The sequence below is a fragment of the Pseudomonas fluorescens genome (assembly GCF_000802965.1).
In the GTDB taxonomy this organism is placed as follows: domain Bacteria; phylum Pseudomonadota; class Gammaproteobacteria; order Pseudomonadales; family Pseudomonadaceae; genus Aquipseudomonas; species Aquipseudomonas fluorescens_A.
Genome location: NZ_JSAK01000010.1, coordinates 109061 through 124041 on the forward strand (window position 1 = coordinate 109061; position 14981 = coordinate 124041).

The following is a 14981-nucleotide window of genomic DNA, read 5'->3' on the forward strand; positions in this document are numbered from 1 at the left end:
AGATGGATATCGGGATGATTCGTGGCCTGGGCACTGTTGTCGTGATGGTGGCCTTCATCGGTTTGGCGTTGTGGGTATTCAGCCCCAAGCGCAAGTCGGAGTTTGAAGACGCAACCTTGCTGCCTTTCGCGGATGATCCCGAAGCCATCAAGCACGTCGAGCAAGCTTCTAGGAGTAACAAAGAATGACTACATTCTGGAGTCTGTACGTCACAGTCCTCAGTCTCGGTACGATCTTTTCCCTGACCTGGCTGTTGCTGTCGACCCGCAAGGGCCAGCGCAGCGAAGCCACCGAAGAGACTGTAGGGCACTCCTTCGACGGGATCGAGGAGTACGACAACCCGCTGCCGAAATGGTGGTTCATGCTGTTCGTGGGCACCATCATTTTCGCCCTGGGTTACCTGGTGCTGTACCCGGGCCTGGGCAACTGGAAAGGCCTGCTGCCAGGTTACAACTACCTGGATAACGAAAAGCAGACCGCGTTCGCCAACGGCCAGACCGGCTGGACCGGCGTTCACGAGTGGGAAAAGGAAATGGCCCGTTCGGACGCCAAGTTCGGCCCGATCTTCGCCAAGTTTGCTTCCATGCCGATCGAAGAAGTCGCCAAGGACCCGCAAGCCCTGAAGATGGGCGGCCGCCTGTTCGCCTCCAACTGCTCGGTTTGCCACGGTTCCGACGCCAAAGGCGCTTATGGCTTCCCTAACCTGACCGACGCCGACTGGCGCTGGGGCGGCGAAGCGGAAACCATCAAGACCACCATCATGGGCGGCCGTCACGCGGTCATGCCGGCGTGGGCTGAAGTGATCGGCGAGCAAGGCGTGGCGGACGTTGCTGCATTCGTCCTGACCAACCTCGATGGCCGCAAGCTGCCGGAAGGCACCAAGGCTGACCCGGTTGCCGGGCAAAAACTGTTCGCCGCCAACTGCGTGGCTTGCCACGGCCCGGATGGTAAAGGCACACCAGCGATGGGCGCCCCTAACCTGACTCACCCGGCCGCGTTCATCTACGGTTCAAGCTTCGCGCAACTGCAGCAGACCATCCGTTACGGCCGTCAGGGGCAGATGCCTGCGCAAGAAGCCATGCAGGGTAACGACAAGGTTCACCTGCTGGCCGCCTACGTCTACAGCTTGTCTCACGGCGAGAAAGCTCCGACGGCAGACGCCCAGTAAGGCAAACGCTTTATGCAATAAAAAACGGCTCCGTCATTCGACGGGGCCGTTTTTGTTTAGCCCTACGGGACATCGATTGTTACGACCTCATTGCCGCCGGGATCAGTTGCAATGATAGGTTTCTACAAGCTGTCCAGATAAAAAGCTCATACCCTGCTCGTCATTCACTCATATTCAAACAAGAAGCAAGGATGCCCTTCTCGATTACGACAACGCATCACGTGACCACCCCGCGCCCTGGGGAAGTATCTTGTGGCCGCGTTGCAACCGCAATCAAGCATTGCGGTAATGTGCCACTGACGCTGGCTAAGGCTCCGATCAACGTCAAGAGTTTACCTGGCGATGAAATGACGTTGCAGTCCAGGTTGGCAAAGCCTTCTTCGACGTCCCCGCTTTCTATTCAAACCTTGTTCGTACTTCAAAAATACAGTGTGGAAGCGGCAGCGCTCGCACTCAGCCAACAGGGCAAAGACACAACGGTACTCAAACATATTTCTGACCAGCTGGAAGCCTCTTCCTTCAAAGACAACAGAGCGGCAACCAAGGCTGAACTGAAGGCGACCGAGCGTCTGGACAAGGACATGATTGCGTTCATCGCAAGCCACTTGCAGCGGCCGGGCATAACTTCCAAAACGGTGATGCGGGAGGCAAAGACGGCGTTTATCAGCGCCAGGCAAGCGGTGCTAAACGGCAAAGCATGGAACAAGGTGGAAACCGGTTTCCAACACAATACCCAACACTATGCCTGCACGATGACGCCTGCGGCGCAGATGAAGCTGGGTGACAAGGATATTTTTCCGGTTTCCTACCGTGGCTGTGGCGTTACTTCGAAATCCACCCGCGAGATTACACACGCCACCAATTTGTGGACGTCGGAAATCCGGGCGCAGGGGCACGACGGTCAGGAACAAACACTTTTCAAGGGCGTCCGTCACGGCACTCTATCGCCCTTTGGGCTGGAGGAAAGAAGTGAGCAGCGGCGCTTAGGCGCGCAGTCGCGGGCGCTCGAGGTGGTGACTGCATCGCTGTTTGCGCGTCCCGACTTACTACAGTTGGCGCTAGCGGGGGATGTGATCCCGCTGCAGCTGGTATCAACATCGCTGTTGACCGGCGGGCTATGTGGGGAAGGTGAAATGCTGAACGATCAAATAAGGGCGTGGCGGGAGCTTTGTCAGACGCGGCCGTTGGTCTTGCCCCTGATTACGGGTGATGACAAGCAATGCGATGTCCGCGTCAACCTGGAGGTCGCGGCATTTAATTTTGGAGTCAATGAATTTGCGCTTAAGTTTCCCGTCGGCAGCACACAATCTGATGGTTACAACGTCACTGCATTTCGAAAACTACTTGGGTGTGATCTGAGGCGTTCTGCCGCGCCGGGGGGCTGGGTGGGAGAGTATTTGCAACGCGATCCGAGTCCCATGAACGCCAATCGAGTGGAGTTGCTGAGCCGCCAGTTGAAGGATATCTGGGCTGCCAAGACATATAACCGTGATGGTGGCGAACCTTACAAAGCAGCGCAGCGTGTAGCGATGCTGGCGTTCGAAATTGGCGCAGTGCCTTGCTGGAACTGCAAGAGCGGCAAGGATAGAACCGGCATGCTGGATGTTGAGTTGAAACGCGAGGCGGTAGCTTTGCATCAAAACAGCGAGCTTGCTCCCGGCAGTCCGCTGACAGATGACCACCAGCGACTGCTGCAGCAAGCACTGCTCTATGGCGGTAACTTCGAGGTGCAAACTTACAATACCGGGGCGCCGGGTAACAAAGTGATGATAGACGTGCCAGTCTTTGGTCTGTCGTACCGATCACGCATAGGCGATGACGAGGTCTGGAAACAGGTGAAAGGCCTTTCTCGACTGGTCTGAATTCCTGGGAGCAGAATCCTGTGCTTAGCGGCATGCGGATGACAACGAAAAAGGCTCTGTCACCTGACAGGGCCTTTTTACACATTGAAAAAAGGTCATCGAACAGCGAGGCTGGCGATTTCCCGACGATTCGGCCAATTATTGCCATTAACCTGGTGCACCTTCAGCGTCTTGCGATCCAGAGCAATGTCAGCAATCAGGTAAGTCTGATTGGAAGCACCGCCACTGAGAAACACCGGCACGTCACCGAAGTAGTCGCGGCGGTTCCAACCCTGGTAAAGACCCGGCTCCGTGTGAAAATGACCGGCAAATATCGCACTGACCTTGTATCGCTCGATCATTGCCCTGAAGCGGGCTATCTGCTCGTCACTACCCTTCCATCGCTCGGGCTTGTGCATGTTCAAAATGATGATTTTGCCCTGGCTATGCGCACGCCGCAGATCGCGTTCCAGCCAGTCCAGCGCGTCGGCAATTTCGAATGCGATCCTGTTCAACGGGAAACCTGAAGAAAAATTTACCGAGTAAGTCGGTTCATTATTCAATTGAATGAGATGAACATCGCCCACCGTTTTAGAGTAAGCAAGACTGCCATAAAAGATCTTCACCCCACCCTCGATGCGCGCGAACAGATCCATATCGACTTTCCCCCAGTACCGTTCCTTCAACTCCATGATGCTGCCGGCCGCACAACTGTTTTCCGGAAACTTGCAATCATCTATATTATTTTCGTAATCATGATTACCCAATCCGTAGTCATAAACCCCTTCCAGCTTCTCCTCAAAGACCGACTTCATATAAGAGCGTTCAGAGCCATGACCAAAAGCGGTTATATCGCCGTTAATCATCACTGGTACTTGCAATGCACCACCGTTGAGTTTTCTGAAACTGGCAATATCCGAGTACTGGGCCTCAACTAGCTCTTCAGCGCGCTTGTCGCCCGGATCAGGCAGACCGGCGTCCGTAAGATCACTCCAAGGGTATTGGGGGTCTGAGACGAACACTAGATGGCGCGGCGTTTCTGCAGAAGCTGCAGCATAGAGCGGATTGAAAAACAAAAACAATAAGATAACGGCAAAATGCTTACTTACTTTAAATAACTTCATCGACATCCATTTCCTTTCAGTAATTTACAGCCAAACAAATACATCACCCCAAGAAAACACACAATCAACAAAAAACCACGACACACATTTAATTAAAATTATAAAACAAGCATTTGCACACAAAGACCAAAAAATATAACTTCACAACGCAGAAGCTTTTCACAACACCACATTGAAGAAAACCAATGGAATGGATTCCCATGAAACTATTAAGTCATCTCAAACTGTGTGTCGGCATGATATTCGCCGGCAGTCTACCCGCCATGTATGCCGTCGCGGTTGAACCATCACCCACTCACCTTGTATTTGCCTCAGACCCGAAATTCCCCTCAAGTGAAAAATCCGATAGTCGCGAAGATGAGTCCGCCGCCGACACAGAAACACGTTCACGGTGGTTGATCGATGCGCAGTACTCCAGCATTGCTGATTTCAGGACGCAGTCGGGTGGAGCCGCTGCGGTTCCCGTCATGATCAATGGCAACCTGACCGCCTTCGGCCGAGACAGCGAACGCTCTTACATCAAGGCCGTCCTGCAAAACAAACTCGGCAATGTCTATGACTATGGCCTGGGCAATCATGACTACGACTTCAACGTCGCGACCTGCTCCGATTGCGCGGCGGGAAGCGTCGATGACCTCGATACTGGGGAAAAGTGCCGAACATGGACCTCGCTGCCAGGGCGTCAGGCTTCACGAAAACCTGGTACGGAAGCCTGGCGTACTCCAGGGATTTTGGCGATGTCCACCTGATCCAGCTGAATAATGAACCGACGTATGAGGCCAACTTTTCCACCCAATCCGTTTTCAGTACCACTGCGTACGAGATCACCTCATCTCTGGACTGGCTGGAACGCGACCTGAAACAAGCGCGTACCCAGGGGAAAATTATCTTGCTGAACCTGCATCAGCCGTTCAAATGGTCGGTCAACGAAAGTGAAATCATGCGTTTCAAAACGATGATTGAAGACTACGGTGTGACCGCCGTCTTTTCCGCCAATGCGCATAAACAAAGCGGAATGTACCCTTCCAGCAACTACATCTATGGCGACACTCCATTATTCATGAGCGGTTCGGCAGCATTGCAGAGCTGGTTGTACGCCAGCTTTTCTGCCGATAGAAAGCAGCTGACCGTCAATGTCATTGACGGTAACGATTGGCGCAATCCTGTTGCTTCACACACGATCCCGGTCAAATAGGCCTCCAACGACGCCAGCGGGATAATCGCGGGCGTCGTCGATTTCAGATATCAGCTTCGCCAACGAATGTTTCCCAAGCCGGGTCAGTCCGCAGCGACCGATGGTCGAATGTTCCGGTTACGAGGTTGCGAGATTTAAAATCAGGTAGTAACGTTGCTACATACGTGTATTCAGGAGGGTCACACATGATGGCCATCACCACCATTTCCAGCCGTGAATTCAACCAGGACACAAGTGGTGCCAAAAAAGCCACGCGTCAGGGGCCGGTTTTTATCACCGACCGAGGTAAACCGGCCCATGTGCTGCTAAGCATTGAGGAGTACCAAAAACTCACGGGCACCAACGCCGACATCGTCGAACTACTGGTCATGCCAGAAGCGGCAGATATCGAGTTCGAAACCGAGCGTGCCGTGATCACTCATCGCCCTGTGGATTTGTCTTGATGTACCTACTCGACACCAACGTGATTTCCGAACTCCGCAAACCCCAGGCTGACGCAAACGTCGTCGCCTGGGCCAAAAGCATCATCGCTCCACGCATGTTCATTTCAGCCATTACCTTGAAGGAACTGGAGACAGGGGTGCTACGCATGGAGCGCCGCGACCCCGTTCAGGGCAAAGTGTTGCGCACCTGGCTCAAGCGTCATGTCCTTCCGGCGTTCGATGCCCGTATCCTGCCGATCGATGCTGCCGTGGCCCTTCGCTGTGCCGGCTTGCACGTTCCAGATCGCGCAAACGAAGCCGATGCGTTGATTGCAGCGACAGCGCTGGTTCATGGTTTGACGGTGGTCACCCGTAACGTCGACGATTTTCAATCCAGTGGCGTGCCGCTGATTAATCCATGGGCCGATTGAGCGTCACCCCTCAGAAAAGCGTCCATAATTCACAAGTCAATTGATACAAGTCATTACACCATCGGTTAATTTCTCCCAACGTGACCAAAGGTCGCACCCTTGGGCTAGAGCGACAGGCGTATCATTGCGCCACTGCTACGCCCCTTTTTGACCGCGGTCGGCACGTACTGACCGAGGCATTTTTCCACTGCCGTGGGATGCAATGATGAGCAACCAGATTCCGGTACACGACGTCACTCCACCCAGCAAGAACGCGAACAACAGCGTCGACCTCTACGCCTCACGAGAAAAGATCTACACCCGCGCCTTCACCGGAATCTTCCGCAATCTACGGATGATGGGTGGCGCCTTTTTGTTTCTGTTGTATTTCGGCACGGTGTGGTTGAACTGGGCAGGCCATCAGGCCGTCTGGTGGAACCTGCCGGAGCGTAAGTTCTTTATTTTCGGTGCGACCTTCTGGCCGCAGGATTTCATTCTGCTCTCGGGCATCCTGATCATCAGCGCCTTCGGCCTGTTCTTCATTACCGTGTACGCCGGTCGGGTGTGGTGCGGTTACACCTGCCCGCAGAGTGTGTGGACCTGGATCTTCATGTGGTGCGAAAAGGTCACCGAAGGCGACCGCAACCAGCGCATCAAGCTCGACAAGGCGCCGATGAGCGCCAACAAGTTCCTGCGTAAATTCAGCAAGCACCTGATGTGGCTGTTGATCGGTTTCGTGACCGGCATGACCTTTGTCGGCTACTTCTCGCCAATTCGCGAACTCACTATCGACTTCTTCACCGGTGAAGCAGATGGCTGGTCGTATTTCTGGGTCGGCTTCTTCACCTTCGCCACCTACGGCAACGCCGGTTGGCTGCGCGAGCAAGTGTGCATTTACATGTGTCCGTATGCGCGCTTCCAGAGCGTGATGTTCGACAAGGACACGCTGATCGTTTCCTACGACCCACGCCGCGGCGAAAGCCGAGGCCCGCGTAAAAAAGGCATCGACTACAAGGCCGAGGGCCTGGGCGATTGCATCGACTGCACCATGTGCGTCCAGGTTTGCCCGACCGGTATCGACATCCGCGACGGCCTGCAAATCGAATGCATCGGTTGCGCCGCCTGCATCGATGCCTGCGACGCCATCATGGACAAGATGGAGTACCCGCGCGGCCTGATCAGCTACACCACCGAGCACAACCTGTCCGGGCAGAAAACCAATAAACTGCGACCACGCCTGATCGGCTATGCCGTGGTGCTGCTGGCGATGATCAGTTTGCTGGTGGCCGCGTTTTTCATGCGTTCGCTGGTCGGGTTCGATGTCAGTAAGGACCGCGTGCTGTACCGCGAAAACGCCGAGGGCCGGATCGAAAACGTCTACAGCCTGAAGATCATGAACAAGGACCAGCGCGACCACACTTACCTGCTGGAAGCCGCCGGCCTGCCGGACCTCAAGCTGCAAGGCCGACGGGAAATCAAGGTCGCGGCCGGCGACATCGTCAGCCAGCCGGTCGAACTGTCCGTGGCCCCGGAACAATTGCCATCGAGCACCAACGAGGTGAAATTCATCCTCAAGGATGCCGACGACGCCAGCATTCACGTTGAAGCCAAGAGCCGGTTCATCGGCCCACAAAATCGTTGAGAGAAGTGAACATGCCCGCAGCAAACGCCGCAAGTCCCTGGTACAAGCACCTATGGCCGTGGATCATCATCGGGATCCTGGCCTGCTCGGTGACTTTGACCTTGTCCATGGTGACCATCGCGGTGAAAAACCCGGACAACCTGGTCAACGACAATTACTACGAGGCAGGCAAAGGCATTAACCGCTCCCTCGACCGTGAACTGCTGGCGCAAACCCTGTTGATGCGCGCCAGTGTCCATCTGGACGACATGACCGGCGAAGTCGACCTGCGCCTGAGCGGCAACAGCCAACCGCAAACCCTGGAACTGAACCTGATCTCGCCGACCCAGCCGGAGAAGGATCGCAAAATCACTCTCGCCCGTAGCGAAACCGAACAGGGGCGCTACATCGGCCAGTTGAGCGACAAAATCGAAGGTCGGCGCTTTATCGAATTGCTCGGGACTCAGGACGAGCATATCTGGCGCATGTTCGAAGAAGAAATGGTCAGCCATGACAAAGACCTGCTGCTCGGCGATGAACCGCTGCAGGGCGCGGAAGATCTGAAGAAGTAATAACCTGCGAATGCGATCAAATGTGGCGAGGGAGCTTGCTCCCGCTGGGGCGCGAAGCGCGCCCAAAACCTGCAAACCGGTCCTTTCAGTCTCAGCGAGTTCGCCGACTTGCGACTGCTGCGCAGTCGAGCGGGAGCAAGCTCCCTCGCCACAATGGTTTTCATGGCAACACACATGACCACTCCACTCTCCTGCTACCACTGCGCCCTGCCCGTCCCGGCCGGCAGCCGCTTCACCGCTGCCGTCCTCGGGGCCACCCGCGAGTTCTGCTGCCCGGGTTGCCAGGCCGTGGCCGAGGCGATAGTCGCCGGCGGTTTGGAAAGTTACTACCAGCATCGCAGCGAAGCGTCAGCCAACCCCGAAGCGTTGCCGGTGCAGTTGGTCGATGAAATGGCGCTGTACGACCGCGCCGACGTGCAACAACCCTTCGTCCGCCACGACGGCGAACTCGCCGAAACCACACTGTTGATGGAGGGCATCAGTTGCGCCGCGTGCGGCTGGCTGATCGAGAAACACCTGCGTGCCTTGCCGGCAGTGGCCGAAGCACGGCTGAACCTGTCCAATCATCGCCTGCACGTGCGTTGGGCCGATGCGCAACTGCCGCTGAGCCGCGTCCTCAGCGAACTGCGCCACATCGGCTATGCCGCCCACCCCTATCAAACCGACCGCGCCAGCGAACAACTGGCCAGCGAAAACCGCCTGGCCCTACGCCAGCTCGGCGTGGCCGGGTTGCTGTGGTTCCAGGCAATGATGGCGACCATGGCCACCTGGCCGGAATTCAACATCGACCTCAGCCCCGAACTGCACACGATCCTGCGCTGGGTCGCGCTGTTCCTCACCACGCCGATCGTGTTCTACAGCTGCGCGCCGTTCTTCAAGGGCGCCATGCGCGACCTGCGCACCCGCCACCTGACCATGGACGTCTCGGTGTCGCTGGCCATTGGCAGTGCCTACATTGCCGGGATCTGGACCTCGATCACCGGGGTCGGTGAGCTGTATTTCGACGCCGTTGGCATGTTCGCGCTGTTCCTGCTGGCCGGGCGTTATCTGGAGCGCCGCGCCCGCGAACGCACCGCCGCCGCCACCGCACAACTGGTCAATCTGTTACCCGCTTCGTGCCTGCGCCTGAGTGCTGATGGTCAGAGCGAACGAATCCTGCTCAGCGAATTGCACGTCGGCGATCAAGTGCTCGTGCATCCGGGCGCCATCCTCCCGGCGGACGGAAAAATCCTCGACGGCCAATCGAGCATCGACGAGTCGCTGCTGACCGGCGAGTATCTGCCGCAACCACGTACCCCGGGCGACCCCGTCACCGCCGGCACCCTGAACGTTGAAGGCGCGCTGACCGTCGAGGTCATGGCCCTCGGTCAGGACACCCGGCTTTCAGCCATCGTCCGTTTGCTGGATCGCGCCCAGGCCGAAAAACCACGACTGGCAGAAATCGCCGACTGCGCCGCGCAATGGTTCCTGCTGCTGTCGCTGGTCGCCGCCGCCGCCATCGGTCTGCTCTGGTGGGAACTGGATTCGTCGCGAGCCTTCTGGATTGTGCTGGCAATGCTCGTCGCGACCTGTCCGTGCGCTTTGTCCCTGGCCACACCGACCGCCCTTACCGCCGCCACCGGCACCCTGCACAAACTCGGCCTGCTGCTGACTCGCGGCCATGTGCTGGAAGGCCTGAACCAGATCGACACGGTGATTTTCGACAAGACCGGCACGCTCACCGAAGGCCGCCTCGCTCTGCGCTCGATCCGCCCCCTCGGCGCCCTGAACAGCGATCAATGCCTGAGCCTCGCCGCCGCCCTGGAAAATCGTTCCGAACACCCGATCGCCCGCGCCTTTGGTCGCGCACCATTGGCCGCTGAAGAAGTGCACAGCACGCCGGGGCTTGGCCTCGAAGGGTTGGTTGGCGAACAGCGCTTGCGCATCGGGCAACCGGGTTTTGTCTGCGAACTCAGTGGCGCCGCCATGCCATCAATGCCGGATGAAGCCGGGCAATGGCTGCTGCTCGGCGATCGCCAAGGGCCACTGGCGTGGTTCGTTCTCGACGACCGCCTGCGCGCCGACGCCCCTGCCCTGCTGGCGGCCTGCAAGGCGCGCGGCTGGCGCACGTTGTTACTGTCCGGCGACAGCTCGCCGATGGTTGCCAGTGTTGCGGCCGAACTCGGCATTGACGAAGCCCTTGGCGGTTTACGCCCGGACGACAAGTTGCAAGTGCTGCAACAGCTGCACAAGGAAGGTCGCAAGGTGTTGATGCTCGGTGACGGGGTCAACGATGTGCCGGTGCTGGCCGCCGCCGACATCAGCGTGGCCATGGGTTCGGCCACCGACCTGGCGAAAACCAGCGCCGATGCGGTGCTGCTGTCCAATCGCCTCGACGCCCTGGTGCAAGCCTTCAGCCTGGCCCGGCGCACGCGCCGCGTAATCGTCGAGAACCTGCTATGGGCCGGGCTGTACAATGGCCTCATGTTGCCGTTCGCCGCTCTCGGCTGGATCACCCCGGTATGGGCCGCGGTCGGCATGTCCATCAGTTCGTTGACCGTGGTGCTGAACGCGCTGCGCCTGACTCGCCTGCCGAGCGCGCCTATCGCCAGCACCACGCCAGAAACCCGCCCGCTGCCGGCCTGAGCCGCGCGGGCATGGAGTCCAGATGCCAGCTCTCTACGTGATGATCCCGGCCGCGCTGCTGATCGTGGCCATCGCCATCTTCATCTTCTTCTGGGCCGTCGACAGCGGTCAGTACGATGACCTCGACGGCCCGGCCCACAGCATCCTGTTCGACGACCAGGACCCGAACCACACCGCGGCAGTCGACGAAGCCAGCGGCCATCCGCCCAAACCCGACGACAAGGCGCCGCCCCATGTTTGAATTGGCGCCACTTTTGGTGTCTGCGGTGATTCTCGGTCTGCTCGGTGGCGGCCATTGCCTGGGCATGTGCGGCGGCTTGATGGGCGCGCTGACCCTGGCGATTCCCAAGGAACAACGTAGCCGGCGCTTTCGCCTTTTGCTGGCCTACAACCTCGGGCGAATTCTCAGCTATGCCACCGCTGGACTGTTGATCGGCCTGGCGGGCTGGGCGGTCGCCAACAGCCCGGCGGCGATGTTCATGCGAGTCCTCGCCGGATTGCTGCTGATCGCCATGGGCCTGTACCTGGCCGGTTGGTGGAGCGGTTTGACGCGCATCGAAAGCCTCGGTCGCGGGCTGTGGCGGCATATCCAGCCGATCGCCAACAAACTGCTGCCCGTGTCGAGTGTTCCGCGTGCGCTGTTGTTGGGTGGGCTTTGGGGCTGGTTGCCGTGTGGTCTGGTTTACAGCACGTTGTTGTGGTCGGCCAGTCAGGGCAATGCACTGGACAGTGCGTTGTTGATGTTGGCGTTTGGGTTGGGCACGTGGCCGGTGTTACTCGCAACGGGTCTTGCGGCTGAGCGGGTGACGGCAGTTTTGCGTAGGCGTAGCGTGCGCATGGCGGGTGGATTGCTGGTGATGTTGTTTGGAATCTGGACTTTGCCGGGGCCGCATCAGCATTGGTTGATGGGCCACTGAACTGTGGCGAGGGAGCTTGCTCCCGCTGGGGCGCGAAGCGGCCCCCTGCCCTTCAAAAAAGCCGGGGCCTGCTACGCAGTCCAGCGGGAGCAAGCTCCATCGCCACAAAAACCGATCACGACCACCTTTTACCCTTGACGCAAATCAAGATGCCCCAACAGCGCGCCCCCTAGACTGGCCGACACTGCCAGCCTATCCGGGGGAACGCCCGCATGATGCTCGACGCCATTCGTTGGGACACCGATCTGATCCGCCGTTATGACCTGGCGGGACCGCGCTACACCTCCTATCCGACCGCCGTGCAATTCAACAGCCAGGTCGGCACCTTCGACCTGTTCCACGCCCTGCGCGACAGCCGCAAGGCCCTGCGCCCATTGTCGCTGTATGTGCACGTGCCGTTCTGCGCGAACATTTGCTACTACTGCGCCTGCAACAAAGTCATCACCAAGGATCGCGGCCGCGCCCAGCCTTATTTGCAGCGCCTGGAACAGGAAATCCAGTTGATCGCCTGCCATCTCGACCCGACGCAGAAAGTCGAGCAACTGCACTTTGGCGGCGGCACGCCAACATTTCTCAGCCACGACGAACTGCGTCAGTTGATGGCGCACCTGCGCAAACACTTCAACTTGCTGGACGACGATTCTGGCGACTACGGCATCGAAATCGACCCACGCGAAGCCGACTGGTCGACCATGGGCCTACTGCGCGAACTGGGTTTCAATCGGGTCAGCATCGGCCTGCAAGACCTCGACCCTGCGGTGCAGCGCGCGGTCAACCGCCTGCAAAGCCTGGAAGAAACCCGCGCGGTGATCGACGCCGCGCGTACCCTGCAATTTCGCTCGATCAACATCGATTTGATCTACGGCTTACCGAAACAGACCCCGGAGAATTTCGCCCGCACCGTCGATGAAGTCATCCGCCTGCAACCGGACCGGCTCTCGGTGTTCAACTACGCGCACCTGCCGGAACGCTTCATGCCGCAGCGGCGGATCAACAGCGACGAACTGCCGACACCGGCGCAAAAACTGGAAATGCTGCAGCGCACCATCGAACAACTGACCGCCGCCGGTTACCGCTACATCGGCATGGACCATTTCGCCTTGCCGGACGATGAACTAGCGATTGCCCAGGAAGAATCGACCCTGCAACGTAATTTCCAGGGCTACACCACTCACGGGCATTGCGATTTGATCGGCCTGGGCGTGTCGGCGATCAGTCAGATCGGTGACTTGTACTGCCAGAACAGCAGCGACCTCAATCAATACCAGAACACGTTGGCCACTGCGCAATTGGCCACCAGCCGTGGCCTGCTGTGCAACGCGGATGATCGTCTGCGGCGTGCGGTGATTCAGCAGCTGATCTGCAATTTCAGCCTGGAATTCGCCCTGATCGAAAACGCGTTCAATATCGATTTTCAAGGCTATTTCGGCAAACTTTGGCCGCAATTGCAGGGCATGGCCAAGGATGGCCTGATCGAACTGGATGGCGAAAAAATCACTGTGCTGCCAGCGGGACGCTTGTTGGTGCGATCGGTATGCATGGTGTTTGATGCGTACCTGGAGCAACACAGTCGCCAACGGTTCTCCCGAGTGATCTAGACTTGCGGCAAATCCGCCGTGCGCTGGCCTCAATGTCCTCTGGTGGGTTACCCTTACGTCTTATGTGTGTTTTCCCACAAGGATTGAAGAAATGTCCGAGCCAGTAAAATTGCGCGCTCATACTCAGGCCCATTGCAAGGATTGCAGCCTGGCCCCGCTGTGTTTGCCACTTTCGCTGAACCTGGAAGACATGGATGCGCTGGACGACATCGTCAAACGTGGACGCCCGCTGAAAAAAGGCGAATTCCTGTTCCGCCAGGGCGACACGTTCGATTCCGTTTACGCAGTACGCTCCGGCGCCCTGAAAACATTCAACCTGAGCGATGCTGGCGAAGAGCAATTGACCGGTTTCCACCTGCCGAGTGAACTGGTCGGCCTGTCGGGCATGGACACTGAAAAACATCCAGTGTCGGCGCAAGCGCTGGAAACCACGTCGGTCTGCGAAATTCCTTTCGAACGCCTCGACGAACTGGCCCTGCAATTACCGCAGTTGCGCCGTCAATTGATGCGGGTGATGAGCCGCGAGATTCGTGACGATCAACAGATGATGTTGCTGCTGTCGAAAAAAACCGCCGACGAGCGCATTGCCACCTTCCTGGTCAACCTGTCCGCACGCTTCCGCGCCCGAGGCTTCTCGGCCAATCAGTTTCGCCTGAGCATGTCGCGCAACGAAATCGGCAACTACCTGGGCCTGGCGGTGGAAACCGTATCGCGAGTGTTCACGCGCTTCCAACAGAACGAACTGATCGCCGCCGAGGGCAAGGAAATCCGTATCCTCGACCCGATTCAGCTCTGTGCCCTGGCCGGTGGCTCGCTAGAAGTCTGATTCAGACAAGCGCGGCTGAGCGAAACGGTTCAGCCGCCGTTATACTGTGTCGTTTGCAGCCTGCCAGGACACCTCGACGATGGTCTTCGATTCCTTCGACATCAAATCCCTCATTCGCCCCGTGATCGACTTCCCGAAACCGGGCGTGATTTTTCGCGACATTACCCCGCTCTTCCAGTCGCCCACGGCCCTGCGCCTGGTGATGGACAGCTTTGCCCATCGGTACGTCGAGGCTGATTTCACCCACATTGGCGCCATGGATGCCCGTGGCTTCCTGATTGGCTCGGTGCTCGCCTATCAGTTGAACAAGCCACTGGTGTTGTTCCGCAAGCAAGGCAAGCTGCCGGCCGACGTCCTGGCCGAGGGCTACGCGACTGAATACGGCGAAGCCTTTCTCGAAGTCCACGCCGACAGCCTGTGCGAAGGCGACTCGGTGGTGATGTTTGATGACCTGATCGCTACAGGTGGCACCCTGATTGCGGCAGCGAACCTGATTCGGCGCATGGGCGCGCGGGTTCATGAAGCGGCGGCGATTATTGATTTGCCGGAGCTGGGTGGTTCGCAGCGTCTGGAAGATATGGGGATTCCGACTTTTTGCCTGACGCAGTTTGCCCTTACCGATAAGTAAGAGGCGGCTGTACTGACGCCATCGCTGGCAATCC

Annotated in this window: 16 protein-coding genes; 15 read left to right on the forward strand and 1 reads right to left on the reverse strand. The window is 58.0% G+C overall.

Translation table 11 applies throughout. From position 1 onward, the window contains the following. Nucleotides 1-2 precede the first annotated feature (2 nt). The 3 genes from NL64_RS09740 to NL64_RS09750 all read left to right on the forward strand — a co-directional run bounded on the left by NL64_RS09740 (nt 3) and on the right by NL64_RS09750 (nt 3030). Nucleotides 3-188 carry a CcoQ/FixQ family Cbb3-type cytochrome c oxidase assembly chaperone gene (locus NL64_RS09740; protein ID WP_003175465.1) on the forward strand — a complete coding sequence of 62 codons (186 nt, stop codon included), beginning with the start codon at nt 3-5 and terminating at the stop codon, nt 186-188. Further along, nucleotides 185-1168, forward strand: a complete 984-nt coding sequence (ccoP, locus tag NL64_RS09745; protein WP_034147920.1) for a cytochrome-c oxidase, cbb3-type subunit III — start codon at nt 185-187, stop codon at nt 1166-1168. Before NL64_RS09740 ends, ccoP begins: the two co-directional genes overlap by 4 nt. A 191-nt stretch (nt 1169-1359) precedes the next feature. Beyond that, nucleotides 1360-3030 (forward strand): inositol phosphate phosphatase SopB, encoded by a 1671-nt coding sequence (locus NL64_RS09750; protein WP_155292743.1) that lies wholly within the window; start codon nt 1360-1362, stop codon nt 3028-3030. A gap of 95 nt (nt 3031-3125) precedes the next feature. Here NL64_RS09750 and NL64_RS09755 read toward each other — a convergent pair whose 3' ends face one another. Next, the gene (locus NL64_RS09755; protein WP_034148013.1) at nt 3126-4133 is read right to left on the reverse strand and encodes a metallophosphoesterase family protein; all 1008 of its coding nucleotides are present in this window, start codon (nt 4131-4133) and stop codon (nt 3126-3128) included. A gap of 200 nt (nt 4134-4333) precedes the next feature. Here NL64_RS09755 and NL64_RS30570 point away from each other — a divergent pair, with 200 nt between their 5' ends. From NL64_RS30570 to NL64_RS09810, 12 genes are all read left to right on the forward strand, one after another. After that, entirely contained in the window at nt 4334-4882 is a 549-nt protein-coding gene (locus NL64_RS30570; protein ID WP_253277078.1) for a hypothetical protein, read from the forward strand. Further along, on the forward strand, nt 4795-5328 hold the full coding sequence (locus NL64_RS30575) for a metallophosphoesterase family protein (protein WP_253277079.1): 534 nt from the start codon (nt 4795-4797) through the stop codon (nt 5326-5328). The genes NL64_RS30570 and NL64_RS30575 overlap by 88 nt, the downstream gene beginning before the upstream one ends. Nucleotides 5329-5516: 188 nt before the next feature. Next, complete coding sequence (locus NL64_RS09765; RefSeq protein ID WP_034148014.1) at nt 5517-5771, forward strand: type II toxin-antitoxin system Phd/YefM family antitoxin; 255 nt, start codon at nt 5517-5519, stop codon at nt 5769-5771. Further along, entirely contained in the window at nt 5771-6181 is a 411-nt protein-coding gene (locus NL64_RS09770; RefSeq protein ID WP_034147921.1) for a type II toxin-antitoxin system VapC family toxin, read from the forward strand. Before NL64_RS09765 ends, NL64_RS09770 begins: the two co-directional genes overlap by 1 nt. 205 nt (nt 6182-6386) lie before the next feature. After that, nucleotides 6387-7802, forward strand: a complete 1416-nt coding sequence (gene ccoG / locus NL64_RS09775; RefSeq protein ID WP_034147922.1) for a cytochrome c oxidase accessory protein CcoG — start codon at nt 6387-6389, stop codon at nt 7800-7802. A gap of 11 nt (nt 7803-7813) precedes the next feature. Then, nucleotides 7814-8353 carry a FixH family protein gene (locus tag NL64_RS09780; RefSeq protein ID WP_034147923.1) on the forward strand — a complete coding sequence of 180 codons (540 nt, stop codon included), beginning with the start codon at nt 7814-7816 and terminating at the stop codon, nt 8351-8353. A gap of 174 nt (nt 8354-8527) precedes the next feature. Then, entirely contained in the window at nt 8528-10978 is a 2451-nt protein-coding gene (locus NL64_RS09785) for a heavy metal translocating P-type ATPase (RefSeq protein ID WP_034147924.1), read from the forward strand. A 22-nt stretch (nt 10979-11000) separates the two neighbouring features. Next, nucleotides 11001-11219, forward strand: a complete 219-nt coding sequence (gene ccoS, locus NL64_RS09790; protein ID WP_034147925.1) for a cbb3-type cytochrome oxidase assembly protein CcoS — start codon at nt 11001-11003, stop codon at nt 11217-11219. Continuing rightward, nucleotides 11212-11895, forward strand: coding sequence for a sulfite exporter TauE/SafE family protein (locus NL64_RS09795; protein WP_034147926.1), 684 nt, complete (start codon nt 11212-11214; stop codon nt 11893-11895). Before ccoS ends, NL64_RS09795 begins: the two co-directional genes overlap by 8 nt. Nucleotides 11896-12110: 215 nt before the next feature. Beyond that, nucleotides 12111-13493: an oxygen-independent coproporphyrinogen III oxidase gene (gene hemN, locus NL64_RS09800; RefSeq protein ID WP_034148015.1), complete on the forward strand. Its 1383-nt coding sequence runs from the start codon at nt 12111-12113 to the stop codon at nt 13491-13493. Between the two features lie 91 nt (nt 13494-13584). Then, nucleotides 13585-14319 carry a fumarate/nitrate reduction transcriptional regulator Fnr gene (gene fnr / locus NL64_RS09805; RefSeq protein WP_034147927.1) on the forward strand — a complete coding sequence of 245 codons (735 nt, stop codon included), beginning with the start codon at nt 13585-13587 and terminating at the stop codon, nt 14317-14319. A gap of 79 nt (nt 14320-14398) precedes the next feature. Beyond that, nucleotides 14399-14947 carry an adenine phosphoribosyltransferase gene (locus NL64_RS09810; RefSeq protein WP_027921719.1) on the forward strand — a complete coding sequence of 183 codons (549 nt, stop codon included), beginning with the start codon at nt 14399-14401 and terminating at the stop codon, nt 14945-14947. Nucleotides 14948-14981 lie beyond the last annotated feature (34 nt).

Excerpts from the sequence above, each read along its gene's own strand:
- NL64_RS09740 (WP_003175465.1), top strand. The coding sequence starts at position 3 with ATGGATATCGGGATGATTCGTGGCCTGGGCACTGTTGTCGTGATGGTG.
- ccoP (WP_034147920.1), top strand. The coding sequence starts at position 185 with ATGACTACATTCTGGAGTCTGTACGTCACAGTCCTCAGTCTCGGTACG.
- NL64_RS09750 (WP_155292743.1), top strand. The coding sequence starts at position 1,360 with ATGCCCTTCTCGATTACGACAACGCATCACGTGACCACCCCGCGCCCT.
- NL64_RS09755 (WP_034148013.1), bottom strand. The coding sequence starts at position 4,133 with ATGAAGTTATTTAAAGTAAGTAAGCATTTTGCCGTTATCTTATTGTTT.
- NL64_RS30570 (WP_253277078.1), top strand. The coding sequence starts at position 4,334 with ATGAAACTATTAAGTCATCTCAAACTGTGTGTCGGCATGATATTCGCC.
- NL64_RS30575 (WP_253277079.1), top strand. The coding sequence starts at position 4,795 with ATGGACCTCGCTGCCAGGGCGTCAGGCTTCACGAAAACCTGGTACGGA.
- NL64_RS09765 (WP_034148014.1), top strand. The coding sequence starts at position 5,517 with ATGGCCATCACCACCATTTCCAGCCGTGAATTCAACCAGGACACAAGT.
- NL64_RS09770 (WP_034147921.1), top strand. The coding sequence starts at position 5,771 with ATGTACCTACTCGACACCAACGTGATTTCCGAACTCCGCAAACCCCAG.
- ccoG (WP_034147922.1), top strand. The coding sequence starts at position 6,387 with ATGAGCAACCAGATTCCGGTACACGACGTCACTCCACCCAGCAAGAAC.
- NL64_RS09780 (WP_034147923.1), top strand. The coding sequence starts at position 7,814 with ATGCCCGCAGCAAACGCCGCAAGTCCCTGGTACAAGCACCTATGGCCG.
- NL64_RS09785 (WP_034147924.1), top strand. The coding sequence starts at position 8,528 with ATGACCACTCCACTCTCCTGCTACCACTGCGCCCTGCCCGTCCCGGCC.
- ccoS (WP_034147925.1), top strand. The coding sequence starts at position 11,001 with ATGCCAGCTCTCTACGTGATGATCCCGGCCGCGCTGCTGATCGTGGCC.
- NL64_RS09795 (WP_034147926.1), top strand. The coding sequence starts at position 11,212 with ATGTTTGAATTGGCGCCACTTTTGGTGTCTGCGGTGATTCTCGGTCTG.
- hemN (WP_034148015.1), top strand. The coding sequence starts at position 12,111 with ATGCTCGACGCCATTCGTTGGGACACCGATCTGATCCGCCGTTATGAC.
- fnr (WP_034147927.1), top strand. The coding sequence starts at position 13,585 with ATGTCCGAGCCAGTAAAATTGCGCGCTCATACTCAGGCCCATTGCAAG.
- NL64_RS09810 (WP_027921719.1), top strand. The coding sequence starts at position 14,399 with ATGGTCTTCGATTCCTTCGACATCAAATCCCTCATTCGCCCCGTGATC.